The organism is Phenylobacterium sp. CCH9-H3 (genome assembly GCF_001557235.1).
In the GTDB taxonomy this organism is placed as follows: Bacteria; Pseudomonadota; Alphaproteobacteria; order Caulobacterales; family Caulobacteraceae; genus Phenylobacterium.
This window is the reverse complement of record NZ_LSJI01000266.1, coordinates 17,896-39,855: the sequence shown is the minus strand read 5'-3', so window position 1 is coordinate 39,855 and position 21,960 is coordinate 17,896. Positions and strand designations below refer to the sequence as shown.

Here is a 21,960-nt window from a genome sequence, read left to right as displayed (position 1 = left end):
GGTGTATGCGCCGGCGATGGCTTCCGAAGAGATCCTGGTCGACGCGCGCGGGCATCGCTGCCCGGTTCCGACCCTGCGGCTCCGGCGCGCCCTGGAGGCGGCGCCTGCCGGTGCTCAGGTGAGGCTGCTGGCCGACGATCCCCTCGCCCGGATCGACGTGCCCCACTTCGCCGCCCAGATCGGCGCCCAGGTGCTGGAACAGTCCGAAGCCGACGGGACCTTGAGCTTCCTGCTCTCGAAAGCTTAGCCGCGCAGACCGCCCATCTCCGAGGCCAGGGGCACGCGCCGCCGATGCAGCGCAAGCTCCACCTCCGTGGCCAGGGCGCCGCCGAAGAAGACCGCGTTCACGTTCCACGACAGCCAGATCAGGAAGATGACCACTGTGGCGACCGAGCCGTAGGTCACGCCGAGCGCAGCGATGTCCTCCACATAGAAGCCCAGCGCCCATGAGGCGAAGATGCACAGCGCCGCCGCCGCCGCTCCGCCCAGCAGCGAGGCCCGCCAGTCCACCGGGTCGCGCGACATGGCCCAGCGGTAGATCAGCGCCATGCCCAGCGTCATGCCGGCGCTCGCCCACGTCCACTCGCTGTAAAGCCAGAGCGCGCCGCGCAGCGGTCGCAGGCCGAACGTCTCGCCCACGATGCGGAAGGCGAAGAACACAGTCGACAGGACGCCCAGCGCGCCGAGCGCCGCGATCAGGACCGCCAACGCCAGCAGGTTGAATCCCACGAAGCCGCGAGGCCGATCCTCGTCATGGATGAACGAAAGCCCGGCCAGCAGGGCCTTGAACCCCCGATGCGAGGCATAGCCGCCGATCACCAGCGCCACCATGCTCTGGACCGAGACGGTCTCGGGCGGCGCCCGGGACAGGCGGACGAGCTCGCTCTGGAAGATCAGCCGGGCCGCGTCGGGCATCACCTTCGCCATGGCCTCGCCCTGCGCGGCGACCTGGGCGGGATCCGACAGCAGGCTGTAAAGCCCCATGACGATCGCCAGCGCGGGGAAGATGGCGAGCATGACGAAGAACGAGACCCCGCCATTGTAGAGCATGACGTCGCGGCCCCAGAGTCGGGCCAGCGCCTTGCCCAGCACGGTGAGGCCCAGCCGCAGGCCGTGGACGGGATCCCAGTCCCCCTGGCGAACGCGCCGGATCATCTCGGAAAGGGTCATGCGCGCGGCGGTGAAGGCTCGACTCAAGGTCCGGTAAGCCTTGGCCCAAATGATAACGGCGCGCCACCCGGGTTAGTAGGTGGCGCGCCGCCGATGGGCGTGTCTTTCCATCCGGGCCGGCCGCCGCTTCGAGGGACGGGAGAGCGCGACGTCCGATCCGGGGGGCAATCTGGGCCCCGCCGGCTGAACCGCGCCTGAACGGCGCTTTCAGATAACGTGTTGCCGAATTCGGAAGCTAGGCGAGCGCCCCCGCGCTCTGCAAAGCGCCGATTTCGCCGTCCGAGAAGCCCCAGTCGGACAGCGCTTCGCGGTCGTGGGCGCCGATGGCCGGCGGCGGTCCCTGGATCTTGCCCGGCGTCGCCGAGAACCGCGGCGCGGGCGCTGGCTGGACGACACCACCCAGGGTCACGAACGTTTCGCGCGCGGCGTTGTGCGGGTGCTTCGGGGCCTCGTCCAGGTCGAGGACCGGGGCGAAGCAGACGTCCGTGCCGCCCATGATCTCGGTCCACTCGTCGCGGGTCTTCTGGGCGATGACGTCGGCCAGCTTCTCACGCAGGGCGGGCCACACACTCCGGTCGTTCTGCTTCTGGAACTCCGGATCGTCGATCCCGGTCTTCTCCAGCAACAGGGCGTAGAACTGCGGCTCGATGGAGCCGATCGACACCCATTTGCCGTCCCGGCACTGGTAGGTGTCGTAGAAGTGGGCCCCGCCATCCAGCATGTTCGAGCGTCGCTGCTCCTTCCACATGCCGGCGGCTTTGAAGCCGTAGAACATGGCCATCAGCGAGGCCGCGCCGTCGCTCATGGCGCAGTCGATCACCTGCCCCCTGCCCGTCTCGCGCGCCTGGATCACGCCGGCCAACAGGCCAAAGGCGAGGTAGAGCGCCCCGCCCCCGAAATCCCCCACCAGGTTCAGCGGCGGCACCGGCTTGTCGTCGGTGCCGATGGCGTGCAGCGCGCCGGTGATGGCGATGTAGTTCATGTCGTGGCCGGCGGCGTGGGCGTAGGGACCCGTCTGGCCCCAGCCGGTCATCCGCCCGAACACCAGCTTCGGATTGCGCTTCAGCGCCACGTCCGGCCCCAGGCCCAGGCGCTCCATGACGCCCGGCCGGAAGCCCTCGATGATCGCGTCGGCGCCGTCCATCAGCTTCAGGCAGGCCTCGACCGCCTCCGGCTTCTTCAGGTCCAGCGCCACCGAGCGGCGGCCGCGCGAGGTGATGTCGGACGGCGCGCCCCGGCCCTGCCCTTTGCGGTCGATGCGCACCACGTCGGCGCCCAGGTCGGACAACAGCATGCCGCAGAAGGGGCCGGGGCCGATCCCTGCGAATTCGACGATCTTCAGGCCGGTTAGCGGACCCTGACGCATGCTGTCCTCCCAGTTTTCGCGCGATCTAAGCCTCTTGCCCTTCGGTCAGCCAAGCCTAGCCGCCGCCGGGCAGCGACTGTCCGTCGTCCACGGTGATCAGCGCGCCCGTGATGGCGCGGGCCGCCGGCCCGGCCAGCAGCAGGAACGCCGCGTCCAGGTCGCTCGCGTCCATCAGCCGACGGCGCGGGAAGCCCTTGAGCTGCTTCTGGCCGCCTTCCGTCGGCCACCAGGCGTCGTTGATCGCGGTCTCGATGTAGCCCGGCGCCAGGGCGTTCACGGCGATCCCCCGGCGGGCCCATTCCCGCGCCAGGCTCTTGGTCAGCATTGCGACGGCCGCCTTGGACCCGCAGTAGGCCGAAAGGCCCGGCAGGACGGTGTGGCTGGCGATCGAGGCGATGTTGACGATCCGCCCCTCGACCTGGGCGGCGATCATCCGCCTAGCCGCTTCGCGGGCCGCAAAGAACGTCCCGCGCACGTTCACCGCGAAGGTCTGGTCGAAATCCTCGACCGAGATGTCGAGGGCCAGCCCCTCCCCGCCGATGCCCGCGTTGTTGACCAGGATGTCGAGGCCGCCCAGTTCCTCCTGGACGCGGTCCAGCGCGGGGCCGATCGCCTCGGCGTCGCCCACGTCCAGCGCGAGGGCCACGGCCTTGCCGCCGCCGGCGTTGATCTCGTCGGCGATGGCCTGGATCCTGTCCACGCGCCGCGCCGTCACGGCGACGGCCGCGCCATTCGCGGCCAGCAGCTTCGCGAAATGCGCGCCCAGGCCCCCGCTCGCACCGGTGACCGCGGCCACCTTCCCCGTCAGTTCGACCCCCACGACCTTAGACCTCCTGCGACAATGAAACTCTTCTGCAACCCGCGGGCGGGTATGGGACAACTCTTCCGGCCCTGTGCGATTCCGTGCTTAGGACAGATCAGGGCGCGATTGGATGGGGATATGGCCGCAGGGCTTCAGGCGCGAGTGCTTATCGTCGCTCGCGACGATTCCACAGCCGGCCCGTTGGCCGAGGGGCTGGACAAGCTCGGCTGGCGCACGGTCACCGCCCGCAGCGAAGCGGCCGCCGCGGCCGCGCTCTCCGACCTCCAGATCCAGGCCGCGATCGTCGACCTGGCCGAAATGGACCACGGCGCCGCCGAGGGCCTGGCCGACCGCCTGCGCGCCGCCTGCGCGCCGCGTCGCCTCCCGATCATGGCCATGGGCGCGCCCGACCCCTTCCAGAAGGATCACGGCTACGACCTGACCCTGGCTGCGCCCCTGCACCCCGCCCAGGCCGCCATGCGCCTGGAGAGCCTGGTCCGCACGGCGGTGGCCGAAGAGGAGTTCGAGGTCCGGGTCGAGACCTTCTCCGAACGCGGTCATGTGCTGGACGCGCCCGAGCTGGATCCGACACCTTTCCGCGTCCTGGCCATTGGAGAGCCCGCGCCGCAGTTCCTGGCGCTCTCCAATGCCCTGCAGCGCAACGGCGCCGAGGTGGTGGGCGCCTTCACCGCCTTCACCGCGTTCGACTATCTGCACGAGCGGCCGTTCGACGCGGTAGTCCTATGGGCCGGCGACAACCCGCACGAGGCGTTGTCGATCGCCGCGGGACTGCGGCGGAACACGCGGCTCTACCACACGCCCGCCCTACTCTACATGCGCGCCGAATCGGCGGTCACCGCGGCGGAGGCCTATCATCGCGGAATCTCCGACGTCGCCTCGCCCGAAACGCCGGAGACCGAGACCGCGCTTCGGGTTGTCGAGCTGGCCCGGTCCTTCCGCCGACAGAAATCGGTGCGCGCCGCGCTGGAGCGGGCCCGCGGTTCGGGCCTGATGGACGCGGCCACGGGTCTCTTCACCCGCGACCTGTTCGCCGGCCACCTGATGCGCCTGGCCCGGAGCGCCCGCGAGCGGAACCGCCCCTTGAGCATCTGCATGCTGAAGGTGGCCGAGAAGCCGGACCTCAAAGCGCCGCGCACCGGCGGCTGGGTCGCCCGCGCCGTTCCCCAGATCGGCTCCATGATCGGCCGCCTGGTCCGTGTGGAAGACACCGCCGCACGCCTCGCGCCCGAGGTGTTCGCTCTCGCCCTGCCCGCCACGAGCCTGCACGCGGCCCGCTCGGCCGGGGAGCGCATCGCCGCGGTGATCGGCTGCACGGCCTTCGAGGCGGGACAGGGCGCCACGCCCTTCGTCGTCGAGTTCGATCTTGGCGTCGCCGAGGTCGCCTCGCCGGACAGCGTCGGCTACGCCCTCGAACAGGCCGCCGCCATGGCCCAGAGCCTCAAGGCGGGCTGAGGCCTATTTCTTGGCTGGCGGCGCGAACTGCTTCTGCAGCCGCTGATTGATCGCCTGCAGCTCGCCCGTCCGCTGATTGAGCTCGGCGCCGCAGCGGGTGAGCTCCGCCTGCACCGCAGCCGGGGCGTTCATCTTCCGGCCCTCGGCCAGCATGGAGGCTTCCAGGCGCGCCATGGGGCCGCGGGCCGACAGCCGGCCGAGGTAGTAGTAGACGCCGCGCGCCGCGGCGTCCCGCTGCTTCGGGTCGTTGCCCACCGCCTGCAGCACCATCAGGCAGCGCACGTCGGCGACGTCGGCAGCCGGGGTCTGCGCGAAGGCGGAGGACGCGAGGCCGGCCGCGAGGGCGCCGGCGGCAAGGGCGAGTGCAAAGGGGCGCATCGGCATGTCTCCTCGGATCGCGCGCACCGTGCGCCCGAGCCGTTCCAAATTCGCTAAGCCTCGCGGGCGAGCTTCGCCAGTTCGGCCAGAACCTTCTCGGCGGCGTCGAGGCGCTGCTTCGGCGTCTCCCACTCGCCCTTCACCACGACCTTGTGGTCGGGCCGGACCCTCCAGGCGACCTGGTTCTTCCCCACGAACTGGATCAGGCCCATCGGGTTCCTGAAGTCGTCGTTCCGGAACGTGACCACGGCGCCCTTCGGCCCCACGTCGATCTTCGCGACGTTGGCCTCGCGGCACAGCCCCTTGATCGCGACCACCTTCAACAACTGGTCGGCCTCGGGCGGCAGCGGGCCGAAGCGGTCGATCAGCTCGGCCGCCAGCGCTTCGCGGTCCTGCGCCTTCTCCGCCTCGGAGATCCGCCGATAAAGCGCCAGCCGTACGTTCAGGTCGGGCACATATTCGTCCGGGATCAGGACGGCGGCGCCGGTGTTGATCTGCGGCGACCAGCCCCGGTCGGCCACTTCCTCGGCGCCGGCGCGGGCGCGCAGCTCGGCGACCGCATCCTCCAGCATCTGCTGGTAGAGCTCGACCCCGATCTCCTTGATATGGCCCGACTGCTCGTCGCCCAGCAGGTTGCCCCCGCCCCGGATGTCCAGGTCGTGGCTGGCCAGCTGGAAGCCGGCGCCCAGGCTGTCCAGCGACTGCAGCACCTTCAGCCGCTTCTCCGCCGACAGCGTGATCTGCTTCTCGGCCGGCGTGGTCAGGTAGGCGTAGGCTCGAGCCTTCGAGCGCCCCACCCGGCCCCGCAGCTGGTACATCTGGGCCAGGCCGAACATGTCGGCGCGGTGGATGATCATGGTGTTGGCGGTGGGGATATCCAGGCCGCTCTCCACGATCGTGGTCGACAGCAGCACGTCGTACTGGCCGTCGTAGAAGGCGGTCATCACCTCCTCGAGCTGGGTCGGGGCCATCTGGCCGTGGCCGACCACAAACTTAATCTCGGGCACCTGCTCGCGCAGGAACCGCTCCAATTGCGGCAGGTCCGAGATGCGTGGAGCCACGAAATAAGCTTGGCCGCCGCGGTACTTCTCGCGCAGCAGGCTTTCGCGGATGACCACGGGGTCCCAGGGCGTGATGTAGGTGCGCACGGCCAGTCGGTCGACCGGCGGCGTCGCGATGATCGACATTTCCCGGATGCCGCTCAGCGACATCTGCAGCGTCCGCGGGATCGGCGTGGCGGTCAGGGTCAGCATGTGCACGTCGGCGCGAAGCTCCTTGAGCTTCTCCTTGTGCTTCACCCCGAAGTGCTGTTCCTCGTCGACGACCACCAGACCCAGGTTCTTGAAGCTGACCTGCTTGGACAGCACCGCGTGGGTGCCCACGACGATCTCGATCTCACCGCTCGCCAGGCCGTCGCGCGTCTCGGCGGCTTCCTTGGCCGGGACCAGGCGCGAGAGGCGGCGGACCTTGACCGGCCACCCCTCGAACCGCTCCGAGAAGGTCTTGAAGTGCTGCCGGGCCAGCAGGGTCGTGGGCGCCACGACCGCCACCTGCTGGCCGCTCATGGCCACGACGAAGGCCGCGCGCAGCGCCACTTCGGTCTTGCCGAAGCCCACGTCGCCGCAAATGAGCCGGTCCATGGGTCGGCCGGCGCCCAGGTCCTCCAGCACATCGCCGATGGCGCCCAGCTGATCGTCGGTCTCCTCGTACGGGAAGCGGGCGCAGAACTCGTCGAACAGGCCCTGCGGCGGCTCCACCGCATCCGTCTGCTTGGTCGCCCGCTCGGCGGCGATGCGGATGAGGCCGTCGGCCATCTCGCGCAGCCGTTCCTTGGCCTTGGCCTTGCGCGCCTGCCACGCCGCCCCGCCCAGGCGGTCGAGCTGCACGCCCTCGCTGTCGGCGCCGTAGCGGGTCAGAAGGTCGATGTTCTCGACCGGCAGGTACAGCTTGGCCTCGCCGCCGTACTGCAGCTCGAGCGTGTCGTGCGGCGCGCCCTGGACGTCGAGGGTCTTCAGACCCTCGTAGCGGGCAATGCCGTGGTCGATGTGGACGACGAGGTCGCCCGGCGTCAGGGCCGAGGCCTCGGCCAGGAAGTTCGCAGCGCGGCGGCGCTTGCGCGGCCGGGCCAGCCGGTCGCCCAGGATGTCGGTCTCGGAGATGACCGCCAGGCTGTCGGTCTCGAAGCCCGCATCCAGGGGCAGCACCACCCGTTGCGGCTTCTTCGGATCTGCGGCCTTCGCGGCGTCCCAATAGGGCGCGAGCGGCAGGCTCTTCAGGCCGTGATCGGCCAGCATGTGCATCAGCCGGTCCGACGAGCCGTCCGACCAAGACGCGAACAGCACGCGCTTGCCGCCGGCGCTCAGCTTGTTGGCGTGGTCGACCGTCGCCTCGAACAGGTTGACGCTGTCCAGCTTGCGCTCGGCCGAGAAGTTGCGCCCGGCCCGCGCGCCCATGTCGATGACGGCCTCGCCCTCGGCCTCGTTGAAGGCTGAAAAGCGGCGGTTTGGCCGCACCTTGAGCTGCTCGTCCCACTCGGCCTCGTCCAGGTAGAGGCGCGTGGGCTCCAGCGGGTGGTAGTGGCTCTTGCGCTCGGTCGAGGTGCGCGCGTCGTAGGCGTCCCGCACCATGGCCAGCCGCTGGTCCCGGCTGTCCTTCGCCAGGTGATCCAGGGCCACCGCCGTGTCGGCGGGCAGGTAGTCGAACAGGGTGGCCAGGTTCGGATAGAACAGCGGCAGATAGTGCTCCATCCCCGCGCGGCGACCGCCCTCCGAGATGGTGGCGTACAGCGGATCGTCTCCGGGAGCCCCGAAGGTCTCCAGATAGCCCGTGCGGAAACGGCTGACCGCCTCCTTGTCGAGCAGGGCCTCGCTGACCGGCAGCAGCGAGACGTCCTTCAGCTGTTTCGTAGACCGCTGCGTCTCGGGGTCGAAAGCGCGGATGCTCTCCAGAGTGTCGCCGAACAGGTCCAGGCGCACCGGCTCCTCGGCGCTGGAGGGATAGACGTCGATGACGCCGCCGCGGATGGCGAACTCACCCTTTTCCGAAACCGTGGAGGCGCGGCTGTAGCCGTTCACCGCGAAATAGGCTTCCAGATCGGCGATCTCGACCACGTTGCCGACCCGGGCGGAGTAGCTGGCCCGCTTCACCGAGGAGATGGGAGGCACGCGCTGCAGCAGCGCCGGCACGGTCGTCACCAGCAGGCGGGGCTTTGCATCCAGCCCCTCGGCCAGGCGAGACAGCGTCGCCATCCGCTGAGCCGCCACGCCCGCGGAAGGGCCGACCCGGTCGTACGGCAGGCAGTCCCAGGCGGGGAAGGTGAGCACCTCGATCCCCTGGGCGAAGAAGGCGAAGGCGTCCACGAAGGCCGACAGGCGCGCGGCGTCGCGGGCCACGAACACCGACAGGCCCTTCCGCGCCTTGGCCAAGTCGGCCATGACGAGGGCGTCGAAGCCTTCCGGCGCGCCGACGAGGTCGAGACGCCCGGGATCGTCGGCCACGCGGCGCAGCTGGGCCGGGCCGATGGGACGCGCGTCGTCAGCCATTGCCGATCGCCTTGTGAGCTTCGTCGCGGAAAGCTTTGAGTTTACTCATCAAGGGGCCGTCGAATTCAGCCGGCGTCGGCTCGCGCTCCAGGATCCAGCCGTAGAGATCCTGGTCGGGGATCTCGAGCAGGGCCTCGAACCAGTCGAGCTCGGCCTCATCGAACGTGGCGACGTGCTGGTCCGCGAACGGCCCCAGGATGAGGTCCGCTTCCTTGAAGCCCCGCCGCCAGGCGCGCAGCTTCAGTTTTTTGAGCCGTGCATCATCCGTGTTCATCGAGAGGCGCCGGATATAGAGCGGCGCGGCCCTGCGCGCCAGTCGGGTATGCTCCAAGCATGCGGCCGGAGATTCTGTTCCCGCTCTTTGCATCGATCACGTCGCTGAAAGGCGTCGGCCCCCGCGTGGCTCCATTGCTGGAGCGCGTGGCGGGTCCGCTCGTGCGCGACGTGCTGTGGCTGCAGCCGCACTCGGTCATCCGCCGCACCCCGGCGGCGGTGGCGAACGCCATCGACGGCCAGGTCATGACCTTCGACGTGGTGATCAACGACTACCAGCGTCCGCGGGTGAAGACCCATCCCTGGCGAGTGCGGGTGGCGGACGCCACGGGGATGCTGACCCTGGTCTTCTTCGGACGGTTCGGCGACGACCTGGAGAAGCGCCATCCGGTGGGCGCGCGCCGGATCGTCTCGGGAAAGGTCGAGGAGACGCAGTACGGCCGCCAGATGGTCCATCCGGACTACATGGCCGACCCAGAGCGGCCGGTCGACATTCCCGAGATCGAACCGGTCTATCCCGCGACCGACGGCCTGCCGCCGCGCCGTGTGCGCCAGTTCGTGCTGGAAGCCCTGGAAAAAGCGCCCGAGCTGCCGGAGTGGCAGGATCCCGCCTGGCTGGCGCGCGAGAAGCTGCCGGGCTGGCGCGAGGCGCTCGTTCGGCTGCATGGCCCCACGGGCGAAGCCGACCTCTCCCCCCTCAGCCGTCACCGCCGCAGGCTGGCCTACGACGAACTGCTGGCCCACCAGCTCGCCATGGCCCAGCGCAAGGCCGACCGCCGGCGCGAGGCGGCGGCGAAGATCCCGGCGGGGCCGCTGTCGGACCGGTTGAGAGCCGACCTGCCCTTCGCCTTCACCGGGGCCCAGGAGCGCGCCCTGGCCGACATCCGGGGCGACTTCCAGGCGGGCGAGCGCATGAGCCGGCTGGTCCAGGGCGACGTGGGCTCGGGCAAGACGGTGGTCGCCATGTGCGCCATGGCCGACGTGGCCGACGCCGGCGGCCAGTCCGCCCTGATGGCCCCGACCGAGATCCTGGCCCGCCAGCACTACGAGACCATCTCCGGCCCCCTCGCCGCCCATGGCGTCGGCGTGGTGCTGCTGACCGGGCGCGACAAGGGCGCCGCGCGGGCCGAGAAGCTGCGGGCGATCGCCTCCGGCGCCGCCCAGGTGGCCGTGGGCACCCATGCGCTGTTCCAGGACGAGGTGGCGTTCCATCGGCTGCAGCTGGTGGTCATCGACGAGCAGCATCGCTTCGGCGTGGCCGAGCGCCAGCGCCTGCAGGCCAAGGGCCAGGCCGTCCACCTGATCGCCATGTCGGCCACGCCGATCCCGCGGACGCTGGAGCTGACGATGTACGGCGACCTCGACGTCAGCCGCATCGACGAGAAGCCGCCAGGCCGCACGCCCGTGGCCACCCGCGCCGTGCCGATGCCGCGCCTGGACGAGATCGTCGGCCGCCTGAAGGATGCGGTGGCCGGCGGGGCGCAGGCGTTCTGGATCTGCCCCCTGGTCTCTGAGTCCGAGGTCAGCGACCTGGCGGCCGCGGAGATGCGCGCCATCGCCCTTCGCAAGGTCATCGGACCGGGCGTGGGCCTCGTCCACGGCAAGCTCTCGGGCGCGGAGAAGGACGCGGTGATGGCGGACTTCGCCGACAACCGCCTGTCGGTCCTGGTGGCGACGACCGTCGTAGAGGTCGGCGTCAACGTGCCCAACGCCACGATCATGGTCATCGAGCAGGCCGAGCGATTCGGCCTGGCGCAGTTGCACCAGCTTCGCGGCCGGGTGGGTCGCGGCGCGCGGGAGAGCGCCTGCGTCCTCCTCTACGATCCGCCGCTCAGCGAGACGGCCCAGCAGCGGCTCGACATCCTGCGGCGGACCGACGACGGCTTCGTGATCGCCGAGAAGGACCTGGAGCTGCGCGGCGGCGGGGATGCGCTGGGCCTACGCCAGTCGGGGCTGCCCGACTATGTCTTCGCCGACCCCTTCGTCCATCGCGACCTCATCGCCGTTGCGGGTGACGATGCGCGGCTGATCGTAAACCGCGATCCCGAGCTCACGTCCGAGCGCGGCAAGGCGCTGCAGGTGCTGTCCGAATTGTTCGACTGGAAGGCGGGTCTCGCCCTCCGCGACGCCGGCTGACGAAAATGTCGGGTTCGGCGCGCGCCGTTCGACCTTGGGCGGAAGCTGCCGAAAGGAACCCGCCATGAAGTACATCTGCCTGGTTTATGCCGAGCCCGACGCGCTTTCGGCCCTGGGGCCGGAGGAGAAGACCGCCCTCGACCGCGACTCCCTCGCCTACGACGCCAAGCTGACCCGGGACGGCCACTTCCTGGCCGCTTCAGCGCTGCAGAGCGTCAAGACCGCCAGGACGGTTCGGGTGCGGCGCGGCAAGCCGCTGGTGACCGACGGCCCGTTCGCCGAGACCAAGGAGGTGCTCTGCGGCTTCATCTTCATCGAGGCCGCGGACGCGGACGAGGCCCTTCGGATCGCCGAAGGCATCCCGATGGCCCGCTACGGGACCATCGAGGTGCGGCCGGAACTCGACATCGGCTAGACCCGCACCATCCGCTTTCCGCGGTTCTCGCCGGCCAGCAGGCCGATCAGCGCCGTCGGCAGGTTCTCCAGGCCGTCGATCACGTCCTCCTGCACCTTGAGCTGGCCGGACGCGACCCAGGCCTGGAGATCGGCCAGGGCCCGGTCGTTCTGGTCGGCGAAATCCATGACGACAAACCCTCGCAGGGTCAGGCGCTTGGTGACGATCAGACCCGGCACCCCGCGCGGCCCGTGCGGCGGGGTCGCGCCGTCGTACTGGGAGACGGCCCCGCAGCAGGCGATGCGCCCATGGTTGCGCATGGCGAACAGGCAGGCCTCGAAGATGTCGCCGCCGGTGTTGTCGAAATAGACATCGATCCCGTCGGGGACCGCGGCCCGCAGCTGGCGCTTGAACTCCGGCGACTTGTAATCGACCGCCGCATCGAACCCCAGTTCGTCCACCAGCCACTGGCCCTTCTCGGCCCCGCCGGCGATCCCGACGACGCGGCATCCCTTGATCTTGGCGATCTGGCCGACGATCGAGCCCACGGACCCTGCGGCGGCCGACACGACGACGGTCTCGCCGGCTTTGGGCTGGCCGCATTCCAGCAGCCCGAAATAGGCTGTCAGGCCCGCCACGCCATAGACGCTCAGCAGATGCGTCTGGGGCTTCAGGTCCGGCAGGGCCGTGAGATGCTTCCCCGGCAGGGCCGCATACTCCTGCCAGCCCGTGTCGGCGAAAACGAGGTCGCCGGGCTTGAGGTGCGGGACGCGGCTCTCCACCACCTCGGCCAGCCCACCGCCGGCCATCACCTGTCCGGGCGCCAGGGCGGCGCGATAGGTGGCGCCCTGCATCCAGGCCCGGTTGGCGGCGTCCAGCGAGATGTAGCGGGTTTTCAGCAGCACCTGGCCCTCGCCGGCCGTCGGCCGCTCGCCGGCGCTGAGCGCGAAGTGGTCGGGCGCCAGCCTCTCGCTCTGCGGCAGCCGGTCCAGCACGATCTGGCGATTGGTCATGGCGTCCTCCCTGTTCGTTGGGAGGACCTTACTCACCGCGCGAGCCACCCCGCCAGCCGCTGTTTCGCGTCGGCCTCGAGGTCGGCATAGAAGAGGTTGAAGCCCGGGACCTTGCGCCGGTCCGCCCAGTCCCCCCGCTGCTTCAGCGACGAGGACTTGGGACGGCTGACCAGAAGTACGCCGCGCTCGCAGCGCGCCGATACCTGCCGGGCCATAAAGGCCGGCCTTGCGCCCCATTCCAGGCCGGTCGCGTTCGCCGCGCCCAGGTGCAGCCGGGCCGGCGCAGCCTGGTCGGTCACCGCACCCAGCAGCGGGTTGAAGCAGAGGGCGGGCCGGGGCGTCAGGTTCTCGAGTTCTCCCTGCGCGTTCCACACCAGGGCTCGGTCCAGCAGCCGCTGGGCGGCGTCGAAGTCGCCTTCGTAGACCCGCGCCCAGGCGGCCAGGCAGCCGGCCTGGCCCTTCTGCACGCAGGGCGCGATGGGCGGGGCGTCGGCCGGGACGACGGTGTCGATCAGATAGGCTGCCACCAGGCGGCTCTGCAGCACCGGATCGCGCGCCACCTCGTCACGCAGCAAGCGGCTGGCCAGGGTGCCGCCCTGTTCCACCCCGACGATGATGAAGGGCCGCCCCCCGTTGTCCTGGTCGATGTACCAGCGGAAGGCGTCCCGGACGTCGCCATAGGCGAACTGGCGCGCCTCCCGGGCGTCCTCGCGCAGGGTCGTCAGGCTATAGAGGCTGGCCTGGCGGTAGCGGGGCGCGAAGACGCGACCGACGCTGACGAAGGGGCCGACGTAGTTGGGCGCCATGACCGTCTCGAATTGGCGGTTGGCCTTGCGCGCGTTCAACCGGGCGTTCCAGTTGCGGCCGCCGTCGTAGGTGGTCGGCGCCACGAAGAAGACGTCGGCCTTCAGTCCGTTTCCGGGCTGGGGGCGCAGATACCATGAGCCTGAGGCGGAGTAGTCCGGCCCCGGCGGAGGCTCATAGGTCTGGAACGGCACCTTGGGGTCCAAGGCTGTCGAGACCAGGTCTCCCCAGAAGGCCAGCACGCCGATGGACAGCACCAGGGCCGCGGCGAGCAGGGCCGCCAGCCACCAGCGCGTGCGCTTCCGGACCGGCGGTTCCGACATGCTAGCGGTAGGGGTCCGGCTGGCTGAGGTAACGGCCCACGTACTCGCCGATCCCCTCCTCCAGCGTGGTCAGCGGCTGGGCGTATCCGGCCTCGGCCAGGCGCTCCATCTTGGCTTCGGTGAAGTACTGGTACTTGTCGCGGATCGCCGGCGGCATCGGGGTGTATTCGATCTGGGCGTTCTTGCCCGCGGCGGCGAAGACCTGGCGGGCCATGTCCTCGAAGGTGCGCGCCTGGCCCGAGCCCAGGTTGTAGACGCCGTTGACCTGCGGATTGTCCAGCAGCCAGCGGGTCACGTCGGCGGCGTCCCGCACATAGACGAAGTCCCGCTTCTGCCCGCCGTCCGGCACGTCCTGGCGGTAGCTCTTGAACAGCTGCACCGCGTGGCCCTCGCGCACCTTCGGCCAGATCTGCGACGCCACCGACTTCATCGAGTGCTTGTGCTCCTCGTTCGGCCCGTAGACGTTGAAGAACTTCAGCCCCACCCACTGCGGCGGCGCATAGTCGCGGTCCGCCTGGCGCACGGCGAACAGGTCGAACAGCGCCTTGGACCAGCCGTAGGTGTTGAGCGGCCGCAGGGCCGCCAGGGCCTCGTAGTCGTTGTTGTCGTCGAAGCCGCCCTCGCCCGCGCCATAGGTGGCCGCCGACGAGGCGTAGATCAGTCGCCGCTGCCGGTCCGCGCACCAGCGGAACAGGTCCCGGCTGAGGGTGAAGTTCGAGTGGATGATCTTGTCGGCGTCAGGCTCCGTCGTCGACGACACGGCCGCCATGTGGACCACCATCTCGACGTCGCGCCAGCGCTTCTCCAGCCAATCGAACATTTGCTCCGGGGCCACGAAGTCGCCGATCGGGGTCTTGGCGATGTTGCGCCACTTGCCCAGTTCGGCCTCGTGCAGGCGATCGCAGACGACAACGTCCAGGCTGCGGTCCTCGGCCAGCTTCGCCGCGATGTTCGAGCCGATGAAGCCGGCCCCGCCGGTGACGAAGACGATGCGTCGGGTCATCCGTTGGCTTCCTTCTTCGCGATGCGGGCGATGGCGGCCGAGGTGGAATAGCCGTCGACGATCTCGGCCAGCTTCACCTCGCCGCCCCACGACTTGACCAGGTCGCCGCCGACCACTTCGTCCTCTGTGTAGTCCGCCCCCTTGATCAGGACGTCGGGCCGGGCCGCCTCGATCAGCCGCAGCGGTGTCGGCTCCTCGAACGGCGCCACGAGATCGACGCTCCGCAGGCTGGCCAGCACCAGGGCGCGGCTCTCCAGGTCGTTGACGGGACGCCCCTCGCCCTTCAGCTCGCGAACCGAGGCGTCGGAATTCACGCCCACGATCAGGCGGTCGCACCAGGTGCGGGCCTGGGCCAGATAGGCCACGTGTCCCTTGTGCAGGATGTCGAAGCAGCCGTTGGTGAAACCCACTTTCAGCCCCTGGGCCCGCCAGCGCGCCACTTCCTCGCCCAGGCGCTGGATGGTCGCGACCTTCCCCTCGACCACGGCGGTGTGGGCCGACAGCACCGCCTCGACCAGTTCGTCCGGGCTGACGGTGGCCGTGCCGGCCTTGCCCACGGCCACGCCGGAGGCGAGCTGTGCGAAGCCGATGGCGGTGTCCAGGTCGGCGCCCGCGGCCATGGCCAGGCCCAGGGCCGCAAGGGCAGTGTCGCCGGCGCCCGAGGCGTCGAACACCTCCCGCGCCACCGTGCGGAAGTGTCGGACCGGCTGGCCGCGCAGGCCCAGGGACACCCCCTTGGCCGCCCGGGTCACCAGCACGCCCCTGGTCGACCACAGCTCCAGCGCGCGCGCGATGGCCACCTCCAGCTCCGCGTCGGTCTCGGTCGGCATGTCGGTGGCGTAGGCGAGCTCCGAGGCGTTCGGCTTGACCAGGTCGATGTCGCCGTAGCGAGCGAACGAGCGAGCCTTGGAATCGACGATGACCTTAGCGCCAGTCTCTGCGGCCACCTCGTGCGCGGCGGCGATCACCGCATCGGTGACCACGCCCTTGCCGTAGTCCGAGATCAGCACCACGCCGGCCCCGCGCGCGGCGTCGCGGATCGTGCGGATCAGGCGCTGTTCGACCTCGCCGGTGACCGGCCGGCTCTCTTCCAGGTCGACGCGGAGGAGCTGCTGGCCGCCCGAGATGAAACGGGTCTTCAGGGTCGTCGGACGGTCGGCGTCGGTGACCAGATAGCCCTCGATCGCCGGCTCTTCCTCGCCGACCAGGCGCGAGGCGTCGTGGCCCTCAGCGTCTCCGCCGACCAGACCCACCAGGGCGACCGAGCCGCCCAGGGCGGCGATGTTGCGGGCCACATTGCCGGCCCCGCCCAGCATCTTCAGCTCGTGCGACCGCGCCAGGACGGGAATGGGCGCCTCGGGCGAGACGCGGCTCACCCCGCCGTAGACGAAGCGGTCCACCATCAGGTCGCCTACGCAGGCGACGCGCTTGCCGGGAAGCTCTCCGAGCAGGTGCTGCAGGGCGGCCAGATCCATGGCGCTAGCGTGTGCGGCGCGTTGGCGGGTCGGTCAAGCCGCGCGGACGGCCGCGTGGATGGCCTTGAGTTGCTTCAGGAGCCCTTCGGCGGCGCTGAGCGGCAGCGCGCTGGGGCCGTCGCAGAGGGCCCGGTCGGGGTCGGGGTGGAACTCCAGGAACACCCCGTCCGCGCCGGCGGCCACGGCCGCGCGGGCGATGACCGGCACCCCCTCGCGCCGCCCGCCCGTGGCCACGCTGTTACTCCGCGGGTCGGCGCCGGGGAGCTGGACGGCGTGGGTGGCGTCGATGGTGACCGGCACGCCCAGCTCCTTCATCCGCTCCAACCCCAGCATGTCCACCACCAGGTTGTTATAGCCGAAGGAGACCCCGCGCTCGCACAGGATGGTGAGCTCCCGGCCCGGCGTCGCCTCGCGGATCTTGTCGACGATGGCGCGCGCGTCCCAGGGCGCCAGGAACTGGCCCTTCTTCACGTGCAGCAATCCGCCCGCTGCGGCCGTCGCCCGGGCCGTCGCCACCACGAGGTCGGTCTGGCGGCACAGGAAGGCGGGGATCTGGACCAGGTCGGCCACCGCCGCCACCGGCTCGGCCTGCTCGGCCTCGTGCAGATCGGTGCAGATCGGGACGTCCAGCTCCGCCTTCACGGCGGCCAGCATCCTCAGCCCCTCAGCCAGGCCCGGGCCGCGGTAGCTTCGGATCGAGGAGCGGTTCGCCTTGTCGAAGCTGGCCTTGAACACATAGGGCAGACCCAGCGTGGCGCAGGTCGCCTTGAGCCGGCCGCCCACGTCCAGGGCCATGTCCAGGTCCTCGAACACGTTCAGGCCTGCGATCACGACCAGCGGCTGGCCGTCGCCGATCGACAGGTTCCAGCGATTGAGCGTCAGCGTGGCCATGGTGCTCCTTTGGGGGCGTTCGCGCCTCTAGTCGCCCGACCCGCCGCCCATCTCAAGCCCAATCCGGCGCGTCCCGACCGGCGTCTTGACCGTACATCCCGCACGCCCGATAGCGCAGGACGCCGTCGGTGCTATCCTCGGCATGGGTAAAGGGGCGTGAGAATGGTCGGAGGTTCGCCGGTGACGGACCTGTCGGGAACACCGCTGGTGTTCAGGGCGGCGGCGCGGACGATCATCCGGAACTGGAACACGGGGGTCATGACCTTCGTGCTGCCGGACGGCCGCGAGATCCGCCTGGAGGGGCGCGAGCCCGGCCCGGAGGCGCGGCTGGTCGTGCGCGACTACGACTTCATCAAGCGCACCATCTCGAACGGCACCATCGGCTTTGGCGAAGGCTACATGGCCGGCGAATGGGACACGCCCGACCTGTCGGTGCTTCTTGAGGTGCTGGCGCAGAACTACGCGCGCTTCGAGAAGGTGTCGTTCGGCTCGCGGTTCATGGCCGCGCTGAACGTCCTGGAGCACGCCCTGGGCCGCAACAACAGCCGGGCGGGCTCGAAGAAGAACATCCAGGCTCACTACGACCTGGGTAACGCGTTCTATTCCCGCTGGCTCGACGCCACGATGACCTATTCGGCGGCGCGGTTCGAACGCCCGGGCGAGGCCCTGTCCGACGCCCAGAAGCGCAAGTACCGGACCCTGTGCGAGAGCATGGGCCTGGCGCCGGACCACCATGTTCTCGAGATCGGCTGCGGCTGGGGCGGCTTCGCCGAATTCGCCGCGAAGGACGTGGGCGCCAAGGTCACCGCCATCACCATCTCCGAGGAACAGTTCAAGTTCGCCAAGGAGCGGATGTTCCGCCAGGGCCTCAACGAGAAGGCCGACATCCAGCTGATCGACTACCGCGACGTGGCGGGCCGGTTCGACCGCGTGGCGTCCATCGAGATGTTCGAAGCCGTCGGCGAGCGGTACTGGCCCACCTATTTCGACAAGGTGCGCGACAGTCTGAAGCCGGGCGGCCAGGCGGGGCTGCAGATCATCACCATCCGCGACGAGTATTTCGAGCACTACAGGCGGACGCCCGACTTCATCCAGAAATACATCTTCCCGGGCGGCATGCTGCCGTCTGAGGAGCGGCTCAAGGCGGCCACCGACCGGGCTGGCCTGGCCTGGGGGCCGATCTCCCGCTTCGGAGTCTGCTACGCCGACACCCTCGCCGAGTGGGGCCGGCGGTTCGAGGCGGCCTGGGACGAGATCACCCGCCTGGGTTTCGACGAGCGCTTCCGCAAGCTCTGGCGCTTCTACCTCAGCTATTGCGAGGCCGGATTCCGGACCGAGCGCACCGACGTGGTGCAGCTCAGCCTCATCAAAGCTTGAGCAGGCCCCTGTTCTGCGCCGCTGCGCTTCCTTAAGTAGGCGGCCATGACCGTCGCGCCTTCCGTCCTCGACCTCATCGGCAACACGCCGCTCCTGCGGCTGCGCCGCGCCAGCGAGATGACGGGGTGCGAGATCCTCGCCAAGGCGGAGTTCATGAACCCCGGCCAGTCGGTGAAGGACCGGGCGGCGCTCTACATCGTGCGCGACGCCGAGCAGAAGGGGCTGCTGCGGCCCGGCGGCCGGATCGTCGAAGGCACGGCGGGCAATACCGGCATCGGCCTGGCCATGGTCGGCAAGGCGCTGGGCTATAGATGCACCATCGTCATCCCCCGCACCCAGAGCCAGGAGAAGAAGGACGCCATCCGGCTCTATGGCGCCGAACTGGTCGAGGTGGACGCCGTCCCCTACGCCAACGAGATGAATTACGTGAAATATTCCGGACGTCTGGCCGCAGAACTTGACGCAAAGGAGCCGAACGGCGCGGTCTGGGCCAACCAGTTCGACAATGTCGCCAATCGCGAAGCGCACATCCGGGGCACCGGCCCGGAAATCTGGGCGCAGACCGAGGGCAAGGTCGACGCCTTCATCAGCGCCGTCGGCTCGGGCGGCACGCTGGCCGGCGTGGCGCAGGCCCTGCGTGAACGAAACCCCAAGGTGAAGATCGGCCTGGCCGATCCCCACGGCGCCGCGCTCTACAAATATTACACCGACGGCGAGCTGAAGGCCGAGGGCAGTTCGATCAGCGAGGGCATCGGGCAGGGCCGGATCACCGCCAACCTCACCGACCTTGCGGTCGACCACGCCTATCGCATCTCCGACGAGGAGATGCTGCTGGCCATTTTCGACCTGATGGAATTCGAGGGCCTGGTCATGGGCGGTTCGACCGGAATCAACGTCGCCGGCGCCATCCGGATGGCCCAGGACCTGGGCCCGGGCCACACCATCGTCACCGTGCTCTGCGACCACGGCCAGCGGTATCAATCCAAGATCTACAACCCGCCGTTCCTGCGGGAGAAGGGCCTGCCGGTTCCCTCATGGCTGGAATAGACCCCCTCGTCTCCACCGCCTGGCTGGCCGAGCGGCTGGGAGACCCGGGCCTTCGGATCGTCGACGCCACCCTGCCCCTCGTGGGCCAGCCAGGCCACGGGCGCGACAGCTACTTGGCCGGCCACATCCCCGGCGCGGTGTTCTTCGACATCAACGCCATCGCCGACCCGACCACAGACCTTCCGCACATGCTGCCGACGCCCGAGGCGTTCGCCGACGCGGCCGGAGCGTTGGAGCTGGGGCGGGACTCCACCATCGTCGTCTACGACGCCCACGGCATCTACTCGGCGCCGCGCGTGTGGTGGACCCTGCGCGCCATGGGCTATGCGGACGTCTTCGTTCTCGACGGCGGGCTGAAGGCGTGGCGCGCCGAGGGGCGTCCCGTGGCGACGGCTGTCCCGAACCCCTCGCCCGTCGCCGTCGCCCCCCGCGCGGACGCCAGCCTCGTGAAGGACCTGGACGCCGTCGCGGGCGTGCTGGCCGACAACTCGGCCCAGGTGGTCGACGCCCGGTCGGCCGGCCGCTTCCGCGGCGAGGCGCCGGAGCCCCGCGCCAGCCTCCGCTCCGGCCATATGCCCGGCGCGCTGAACCTGCCCTTCGACCAGGTCGTGAACCCCGACGGCACACTAAAGTCCGCGGCCGAGCTGCGGCCGGTCTTTGCGCACATCGATCTGGCCCGCCCCATCGTCACCACCTGCGGTTCCGGAGTCACCGCCTCGGTGCTGGCCCTGGCTCTGGCGCGGCTGGGGCGGTTCGACGTGGCGGTCTACGATGGCTCGTGGACCGAGTGGGGCGGCCGACCCGACACCGCCGTGGTCACAGGAGCCTGACCCATCCAGATCCGCCTGGCCCGAGAGAGCGACCTGCCGCACCTGCCCCAGATCGAACGCTCGGCCGCCGCCGCGTTCGAGGGGCGTGATGTCCCCGCCTGGCTGTTCTCCGACGCCTCCCCGGTCGACGCCTGGCGCCCCCACCTGGCCGCGGGCACGCTCTGGGTCGCCGAGATCGAGGACGGCCCCGTTGGCTACCTGGCCGGCCGCGTCGATGGCCAGCGCCTGCACATCGACGAGGTGGACGTCCTTCGCGAGCACCAGGGCAAGGGTGTAGGCCGCCAGTTGCTCGAGACCGCAGCCGCCTACGGCCGGGCGCACGGGCTCACCGCCCTCAGCCTGACCACCTTCCGCAACGTGCCCTGGAACGCCCCCTTCTACGCCTCGTTCGGCTTCCGCGAATGGGACCCGCAGGACGCGCCCGCCAGCCTCCGCCAGGCGCTCGCCTACGAGGCCGCCAAGGGACTCCACGACCGCTGCGCCATGCTGATGGAGCTTTAGCGGCCCCTCACCGCATGGGCGGCGCGTACATGAGCCCGGGGGCCGGCGCGTTCCACAGAGCGTTCAGGCCGCGGTCCAGGCGCAGGGCCGAGTCCTGACCCAGGTCGCGGCGGAAGATCTCGTGATAGGCGCCCACCTGCCGGATCACCTGGAACGCCCAATCGGCCTTCAGCCCCAGCAGGGCGCCGAGGTCGCCCTCCACGCCCAACAGCCGACGCGTCTCGGGGTCGGTGGCGGTCTCACGGGCCTGTTCCACCGTGCGCGCGCTCAGGCCCAGTTCCTCGCCCAGCAGCGTCGCATAGACTGTCCAGCGCACGATATCGGCCCATACGGGATCGTCCTGGCGCACCACGGGCCCGAGCGGCTCCTTCGAGATCACATCGGGCAGGATCACATGGCCGTTGGGGTTGCTCAGCAGCGAGCGCGAGGCCGCCAGCGCCGAGATGTCCGCGGTGAAGACGTCGCAGCTCTCGGCCTCGTACAGCTGGCGCGCCTTCTCCTCGGTGGCGGCCATCACGGGGCGATACTTCAGCCCGCGGACGCGAAAATAGTCCTCGACGTTGCCCGCGCTGGCCGTGCCCTCCTGCACGCAGACCCGGGCGCCGTTCAACTCCTCGGCGCTGGTCAGGCTCATCGACCGTGGCGCGAGGAATCCTTGGCCGTCGTAGTAGGTCACGACCGGAAAGGTCACCCCCAGCCCGACCTCGCGCGCGAAGGTCTGGGAGGTGTTGCGCGACAGCAGATCCAACTGGCCCTTCTGCAGGGCGCCGAAGCGATCCTGGGCGCCGACGACGGTGAACCGCACCTTGGTCGCGTCGCCCAGCGTCGCGGCCGCCACGGCGCGGCAGATGTCGACGTCGAAGCCCCGCCAAGCGCCGCGGGCGTCCCGAAGGGCGAAGCCCGGCAGGCCCTCATGAACGCCGCAAGCCACATAGCCGCGCGCCTTCACCGCCTTCAGCGTCGGGCTTTCCGCCGGCTCGTATCCGGCCTGCGCCGAGCGGATCTTGGCCACCGGCTCAGCCTCCGGCGCCTTTGCCTCCGGGGTGGGCGGCCGGCTGCACGCGCTCAGGAACGCTATCGCCGCCGCGATCGCCGTGAGGCGCCGGATCATCGCTGCTCCCTTGAAACGCTGAAGGGCTTGGGGCTCTAAGTGCCTTGGCAC

General features: G+C 69.9%; 20 protein-coding genes. 8 read left to right on the top strand and 12 right to left on the bottom strand.

All coding sequences use genetic code 11. The features are described from left to right. The first annotated feature begins 16 nt into the window (after window positions 1–16). On the top strand, window positions 17–247 hold the full coding sequence (locus AX721_RS23275) for a sulfurtransferase TusA family protein (RefSeq protein WP_068878351.1): 231 nt from the start codon (window positions 17–19) through the stop codon (window positions 245–247). Here the strand turns inward: AX721_RS23275 and AX721_RS23270 are convergent. The 3 genes from AX721_RS23270 to AX721_RS23260 form a co-directional block, all read right to left on the bottom strand. Continuing rightward, window positions 244–1,197 (bottom strand): YihY/virulence factor BrkB family protein, encoded by a 954-nt coding sequence (locus AX721_RS23270; protein ID WP_231754758.1) that lies wholly within the window; start codon window positions 1,195–1,197, stop codon window positions 244–246. The two genes, AX721_RS23275 and AX721_RS23270, sit on opposite strands and share 4 nt — an antisense overlap. A gap of 208 nt (window positions 1,198–1,405) precedes the next feature. Beyond that, window positions 1,406–2,536: a CaiB/BaiF CoA-transferase family protein gene (locus AX721_RS23265; RefSeq protein ID WP_068878349.1), complete on the bottom strand. Its 1,131-nt coding sequence runs from the start codon at window positions 2,534–2,536 to the stop codon at window positions 1,406–1,408. Window positions 2,537–2,591: 55 nt separating this feature from the next. Beyond that, window positions 2,592–3,356: an SDR family NAD(P)-dependent oxidoreductase gene (locus AX721_RS23260; RefSeq protein WP_068878348.1), complete on the bottom strand. Its 765-nt coding sequence runs from the start codon at window positions 3,354–3,356 to the stop codon at window positions 2,592–2,594. Window positions 3,357–3,476: 120 nt separating this feature from the next. Between AX721_RS23260 and AX721_RS23255 the strand changes: the two genes are divergently transcribed. Continuing rightward, window positions 3,477–4,811: a diguanylate cyclase domain-containing protein gene (locus AX721_RS23255; RefSeq protein ID WP_068878347.1), complete on the top strand. Its 1,335-nt coding sequence runs from the start codon at window positions 3,477–3,479 to the stop codon at window positions 4,809–4,811. A gap of 3 nt (window positions 4,812–4,814) precedes the next feature. Here AX721_RS23255 and AX721_RS23250 read toward each other — a convergent pair whose 3' ends face one another. From AX721_RS23250 to AX721_RS23240, 3 genes are read right to left on the bottom strand one after another with little or no spacing between them, the layout of a single operon-like run. After that, the gene (locus AX721_RS23250; RefSeq protein ID WP_068878346.1) at window positions 4,815–5,189 is read right to left on the bottom strand and encodes a hypothetical protein; all 375 of its coding nucleotides are present in this window, start codon (window positions 5,187–5,189) and stop codon (window positions 4,815–4,817) included. Window positions 5,190–5,242: 53 nt separating this feature from the next. Beyond that, a complete protein-coding gene (gene mfd / locus AX721_RS23245; protein ID WP_068878345.1) occupies window positions 5,243–8,731 on the bottom strand; it encodes a transcription-repair coupling factor in 3,489 nt (1,162 codons plus the stop codon). Next, entirely contained in the window at window positions 8,724–9,098 is a 375-nt protein-coding gene (locus tag AX721_RS23240; protein WP_369808017.1) for a succinate dehydrogenase assembly factor 2, read from the bottom strand. Before AX721_RS23240 ends, mfd begins: the two co-directional genes overlap by 8 nt. Between AX721_RS23240 and recG the strand changes: the two genes are divergently transcribed. Then, complete coding sequence (gene recG / locus AX721_RS23235) at window positions 9,065–11,140, top strand: ATP-dependent DNA helicase RecG (protein ID WP_068878344.1); 2,076 nt, start codon at window positions 9,065–9,067, stop codon at window positions 11,138–11,140. The genes AX721_RS23240 and recG overlap by 34 nt on opposite strands. Before the next feature lie 64 nt (window positions 11,141–11,204). Next, the gene (locus AX721_RS23230; protein ID WP_068878343.1) at window positions 11,205–11,555 is read left to right on the top strand and encodes a YciI family protein; all 351 of its coding nucleotides are present in this window, start codon (window positions 11,205–11,207) and stop codon (window positions 11,553–11,555) included. On the opposite strand, the gene AX721_RS23225 is transcribed toward AX721_RS23230, so the two are convergent. From AX721_RS23225 to kdsA, 5 genes are read right to left on the bottom strand one after another with little or no spacing between them, the layout of a single operon-like run. Further along, window positions 11,552–12,547 (bottom strand): NADP-dependent oxidoreductase, encoded by a 996-nt coding sequence (locus AX721_RS23225; protein ID WP_068878342.1) that lies wholly within the window; start codon window positions 12,545–12,547, stop codon window positions 11,552–11,554. The two genes, AX721_RS23230 and AX721_RS23225, sit on opposite strands and share 4 nt — an antisense overlap. Window positions 12,548–12,579: 32 nt before the next feature. Next, window positions 12,580–13,674: a DUF3089 domain-containing protein gene (locus tag AX721_RS23220; protein WP_068878341.1), complete on the bottom strand. Its 1,095-nt coding sequence runs from the start codon at window positions 13,672–13,674 to the stop codon at window positions 12,580–12,582. Window position 13,675: 1 nt separating this feature from the next. Next, a complete protein-coding gene (gene rfaD / locus AX721_RS23215; RefSeq protein WP_068878340.1) occupies window positions 13,676–14,677 on the bottom strand; it encodes an ADP-glyceromanno-heptose 6-epimerase in 1,002 nt (333 codons plus the stop codon). Beyond that, window positions 14,674–16,152 (bottom strand): D-glycero-beta-D-manno-heptose 1-phosphate adenylyltransferase, encoded by a 1,479-nt coding sequence (gene rfaE2 / locus AX721_RS23210; protein WP_068878339.1) that lies wholly within the window; start codon window positions 16,150–16,152, stop codon window positions 14,674–14,676. Before rfaE2 ends, rfaD begins: the two co-directional genes overlap by 4 nt. 33 nt (window positions 16,153–16,185) lie before the next feature. Next, window positions 16,186–17,043, bottom strand: a complete 858-nt coding sequence (kdsA, locus tag AX721_RS23205) for a 3-deoxy-8-phosphooctulonate synthase (protein ID WP_068878338.1) — start codon at window positions 17,041–17,043, stop codon at window positions 16,186–16,188. 162 nt (window positions 17,044–17,205) lie between these two features. Between kdsA and AX721_RS23200 the strand changes: the two genes are divergently transcribed. The 4 genes from AX721_RS23200 to AX721_RS23185 are packed head-to-tail and all read left to right on the top strand — an operon-like array spanning window position 17,206 to window position 20,798. Further along, complete coding sequence (locus AX721_RS23200) at window positions 17,206–18,420, top strand: cyclopropane-fatty-acyl-phospholipid synthase family protein (RefSeq protein WP_068878337.1); 1,215 nt, start codon at window positions 17,206–17,208, stop codon at window positions 18,418–18,420. Between the two features lie 45 nt (window positions 18,421–18,465). Beyond that, a complete protein-coding gene (locus tag AX721_RS23195) occupies window positions 18,466–19,467 on the top strand; it encodes a cysteine synthase A (RefSeq protein WP_068878336.1) in 1,002 nt (333 codons plus the stop codon). Further along, window positions 19,455–20,297: a 3-mercaptopyruvate sulfurtransferase gene (sseA, locus tag AX721_RS23190; protein WP_068878335.1), complete on the top strand. Its 843-nt coding sequence runs from the start codon at window positions 19,455–19,457 to the stop codon at window positions 20,295–20,297. Before AX721_RS23195 ends, sseA begins: the two co-directional genes overlap by 13 nt. 3 nt (window positions 20,298–20,300) lie before the next feature. Beyond that, entirely contained in the window at window positions 20,301–20,798 is a 498-nt protein-coding gene (locus tag AX721_RS23185; protein ID WP_068878334.1) for a GNAT family N-acetyltransferase, read from the top strand. A gap of 7 nt (window positions 20,799–20,805) precedes the next feature. On the opposite strand, the gene AX721_RS23180 is transcribed toward AX721_RS23185, so the two are convergent. Beyond that, window positions 20,806–21,909, bottom strand: coding sequence for an amino acid ABC transporter substrate-binding protein (locus AX721_RS23180; RefSeq protein WP_068878333.1), 1,104 nt, complete (start codon window positions 21,907–21,909; stop codon window positions 20,806–20,808). Window positions 21,910–21,960: the final 51 nt, after the last annotated feature.

What these genes read in the sequence shown, in the direction of transcription:
- AX721_RS23240 (WP_369808017.1), bottom strand. Translation starts at nt 9,098, where the DNA reads ATGCAAAGAGCGGGAACAGAATCTCCGGCCGCATGCTTGGAGCATACC.
- recG (WP_068878344.1), top strand. Translation starts at nt 9,065, where the DNA reads ATGCGGCCGGAGATTCTGTTCCCGCTCTTTGCATCGATCACGTCGCTG.
- AX721_RS23200 (WP_068878337.1), top strand. Translation starts at nt 17,206, where the DNA reads ATGGTCGGAGGTTCGCCGGTGACGGACCTGTCGGGAACACCGCTGGTG.
- AX721_RS23225 (WP_068878342.1), bottom strand. Translation starts at nt 12,547, where the DNA reads ATGACCAATCGCCAGATCGTGCTGGACCGGCTGCCGCAGAGCGAGAGG.
- AX721_RS23275 (WP_068878351.1), top strand. Translation starts at nt 17, where the DNA reads ATGGCTTCCGAAGAGATCCTGGTCGACGCGCGCGGGCATCGCTGCCCG.
- rfaD (WP_068878340.1), bottom strand. Translation starts at nt 14,677, where the DNA reads ATGACCCGACGCATCGTCTTCGTCACCGGCGGGGCCGGCTTCATCGGC.
- AX721_RS23250 (WP_068878346.1), bottom strand. Translation starts at nt 5,189, where the DNA reads ATGCGCCCCTTTGCACTCGCCCTTGCCGCCGGCGCCCTCGCGGCCGGC.
- AX721_RS23195 (WP_068878336.1), top strand. Translation starts at nt 18,466, where the DNA reads ATGACCGTCGCGCCTTCCGTCCTCGACCTCATCGGCAACACGCCGCTC.
- sseA (WP_068878335.1), top strand. Translation starts at nt 19,455, where the DNA reads ATGGCTGGAATAGACCCCCTCGTCTCCACCGCCTGGCTGGCCGAGCGG.
- AX721_RS23255 (WP_068878347.1), top strand. Translation starts at nt 3,477, where the DNA reads ATGGCCGCAGGGCTTCAGGCGCGAGTGCTTATCGTCGCTCGCGACGAT.
- mfd (WP_068878345.1), bottom strand. Translation starts at nt 8,731, where the DNA reads ATGGCTGACGACGCGCGTCCCATCGGCCCGGCCCAGCTGCGCCGCGTG.
- AX721_RS23265 (WP_068878349.1), bottom strand. Translation starts at nt 2,536, where the DNA reads ATGCGTCAGGGTCCGCTAACCGGCCTGAAGATCGTCGAATTCGCAGGG.
- AX721_RS23220 (WP_068878341.1), bottom strand. Translation starts at nt 13,674, where the DNA reads ATGTCGGAACCGCCGGTCCGGAAGCGCACGCGCTGGTGGCTGGCGGCC.
- rfaE2 (WP_068878339.1), bottom strand. Translation starts at nt 16,152, where the DNA reads ATGGATCTGGCCGCCCTGCAGCACCTGCTCGGAGAGCTTCCCGGCAAG.
- kdsA (WP_068878338.1), bottom strand. Translation starts at nt 17,043, where the DNA reads ATGGCCACGCTGACGCTCAATCGCTGGAACCTGTCGATCGGCGACGGC.
- AX721_RS23230 (WP_068878343.1), top strand. Translation starts at nt 11,205, where the DNA reads ATGAAGTACATCTGCCTGGTTTATGCCGAGCCCGACGCGCTTTCGGCC.
- AX721_RS23180 (WP_068878333.1), bottom strand. Translation starts at nt 21,909, where the DNA reads ATGATCCGGCGCCTCACGGCGATCGCGGCGGCGATAGCGTTCCTGAGC.